This window comes from Aeromonas sp. TW 6 (genome assembly GCF_013168745.1).
Lineage (GTDB): Bacteria > Pseudomonadota > Gammaproteobacteria > Enterobacterales > Aeromonadaceae > Aeromonas > Aeromonas caviae.
The window spans coordinates 1-2,629 of sequence record NZ_JABERS010000099.1 but is presented as its reverse complement, the minus strand read 5'-3'; the positions used below and the strand labels follow the sequence as shown (position 1 = coordinate 2,629).

Genomic DNA, 2,629 nt, shown 5'->3' with positions numbered 1-2,629 from the left:
GTTTCAGGCAGGAGGCCCACATCCTCACCGTCGCGGAGTCGAACCCGGTGATGTTGGAGATCGCTATCCTCTGGCTTGTGACCAAGGCCGCTGGCCTCGTTGCGCCTGACGGGGCCCCCGGCGGGGGTGTCAGCCGCAACAAGGCCAAGCGCGGACCACCCTCCGTAAGGTAACCGTTACTTTAAACCCCTGAGGAGCGTTCCCGCGCTGTCGATATTGTAAACAGCCTGAGAACGTGATCAGATAGCGAAACGCCCCAGGGCTCTGACCTCCTGAGGCGCTTCTAATCACACAGCCTATTGGGAGGCTCTATGACTGAACAAGATCTTACAGATACCTGGCTCCGGCTCAAAGCCCTGGAACAGGCCATCACGGCTTTCTCCGAAATCACCGAGACTATCCCGTCTGACGACCGCTACGCCTCGTTCATGGTGGTGATGGCCGAGCGTATCGAGGGCGAGTTCAGCGCCCTCCAGTCCGAGATACTCCGTACCTTCGGGAAGAAACCCGTTAACACGGCAGCATAAATTCCAGTTAACGATACTGTGTTAAGACCTTGCTTTTCCCGTCACTGTGACGATAATGAATTATCGTTACAGTGACAGGAAATCACCATGAAAGACGCCCACGATAGCCAGACCGCCGATCTCCTTCCTACCCCCCGCCCTCGTGGCCGACCACGTACCGGCAAAGCCCTCCCAGGTGCAGCCCGTCAAGCCAAGTACCGCGCCAAGATGGCCGAAAAAACCGTCACCGTGACGTTTAATCGGGATGATGTGCCCGCCCTCAAGCTGCTGCTGGCCAATCCCAACCCTGCCCTCGACGTTGACCAGGAAACCCTGGATCGCATCGTTGCCGGGGTGTTCGCGGCGGCCATCGGCTAGGCCAGTGGCAGAGAACGGGGGCGGTAGCCCCTACAAGGCGCTCCCCTTACGTCAAAATTTTCACGTAATGCCAAGCGCCGGAACCCGCGCAGCGGCCGGAACGCGACCAGGGACGGAAACCCCCCCCTTCCTGGAAAACCGGCAGTTGAGGGTCTCGGCCACTGGGGGAGGCAAACGCCTCAGCGCACCACGAACTTGCTCATTCGGGCATCAAGGGCGTAGGATTTGGTGTCCGTCTCCCAAAACCGCGTTTGTCGGGTAAAGGGCGAAGCGAAGTAGGCAGGTAAGCGGGCTTGAGAGCAGCCGAAGCCGAAAAAGAAAGCCCCCGCAAGGTCTGAACCACCTTCGGGGGACGGTCACCCAACCATTCCGATTAAGCTCAGACAGGTGACGTCATGATCATACATCATCCCGCCGCCTTCTCCATAGGGAGAGGGTGGCAACATGCGAAAAGATAGACCGACGACGGGGCATGCGCAGCATGCGCGAAGCGCGGTGGTGCAGGGCCGGGCGGTCGGGCCCCTTGGTACTGTTACCAAAACATCTTCCCCCGAGGCACAGCGCGGCTCTCCGGGCGGCGATAATCCCCTCTATGACCCCGAGACTGGTGAAATCTTCAATCACCAGGGTGGCCGCTTGGTTCCTACGCCCCAAGAGGCCAGGGCCAACCGGTGGGCGCTCAAGTCCGTGGTCAACTCCATCCTCCCCGGTTCCAGGACGTCTGCCTGCATGCGGCTGCGGGCTCCTGTTCCAGGTGGCTCGTTGGCCGACATCGAGATCATGAAGGGGATCCACCAGAAAGCCTTCTATCAGGGGCTGTACGTCTGCGCTCGTGTTTGGCACTGCCCGGTCTGTGCAGGCAAGATCTCTGAGCGTCGCCGGGTCGAGCTCAAGGCCGCCCTGCATGAGGCTGGCGCGCGCGGTATGCGGGCTCACTTCGTTACCCTCACCGTTCCTCACGGTGTGGGCGACAACCTCCAGGAGCTCCTGGGCAGGCTCTCAGATGCGCTCAAGCGTCTATCCTGCGGCAAGCATGCCATCAAGGGCACCATCGAGCGGGATCTCCCGGGCGAAGTCCTGCACGGCTATATCCGGGCCCTGGAAGTGACCCACGGCCAGAACGGCTTCCATCCCCATTTCCACTTGATCCTGTTTACCTCCAAGGGCGTTGACCCGTTGTTCCTGGAAGGGGCCTATCGAGCAGCTTGGCAACGGGCTTGCCGGTTGGCCGGTCTCCCTGTTCCTTCCTGGGAGCATGGTGTGACTGTCCAGGATGGGAGCAAGGCGGGCGAGTACGCCAGCAAGTGGGGCCTGGAGGATGAAATGACCAAGGCGCACATGAAGCAGACCAGGAGGAAGGGGGCTACCCCTTGGGGCCTGCTGCGGGCCGTTCTTGATGGCGATGACCCCGACTATCCCCCCGAGCGGGCTACGGCTCTCTTCAGGGTCTATGCCGAAGCGTTCGCCGGTCGCCGGCAACTCTACTGGAGCAACGGCCTTAGATTGTTGTTACAGATATCAAACGAGCTGTCCGACGAGGAGCTTGCCAACAAGGCGGAGGATGAGCAGGCGTCCGTCCTGGCAACGTTGACCTCGGTGCAGTGGAAGGCTATCCGACGTTTCAGGCAGGAGGCCCACATCCTCACCGTCGCGGAGTCGAACCCGGTGATGTTGGAGATCGCTATCCTCTGGCTTGTGACCAAGGCCGCTGGCCTCGTTGCGCCTGACGGGGCCCCCGGCGGGGG

3 protein-coding genes are annotated in these 2,629 nt (G+C 61.0%); all 3 read left to right on the top strand.

The window, feature by feature from the left end; all coding sequences use genetic code 11:
* Nucleotides 1-311 precede the first annotated feature (311 nt).
* Nucleotides 312-527: a hypothetical protein gene (locus tag HKD46_RS21075; RefSeq protein WP_171865944.1), complete on the top strand. Its 216-nt coding sequence runs from the start codon at nt 312-314 to the stop codon at nt 525-527.
* 87 nt (nt 528-614) lie between these two features.
* The gene (locus HKD46_RS21070) at nt 615-884 is read left to right on the top strand and encodes a hypothetical protein (RefSeq protein ID WP_171865943.1); all 270 of its coding nucleotides are present in this window, start codon (nt 615-617) and stop codon (nt 882-884) included.
* A 762-nt stretch (nt 885-1,646) separates the two neighbouring features.
* Nucleotides 1,647-2,629 (top strand): protein rep (locus tag HKD46_RS21065; RefSeq protein ID WP_171865942.1); only part of this gene is annotated, 983 nt, incomplete at its 3' end.

Coding starts and splice junctions, on each gene's coding strand:
- HKD46_RS21075 (WP_171865944.1), top strand. CDS start 312: ATGACTGAACAAGATCTTACAGATACCTGGCTCCGGCTCAAAGCCCTG.
- HKD46_RS21070 (WP_171865943.1), top strand. CDS start 615: ATGAAAGACGCCCACGATAGCCAGACCGCCGATCTCCTTCCTACCCCC.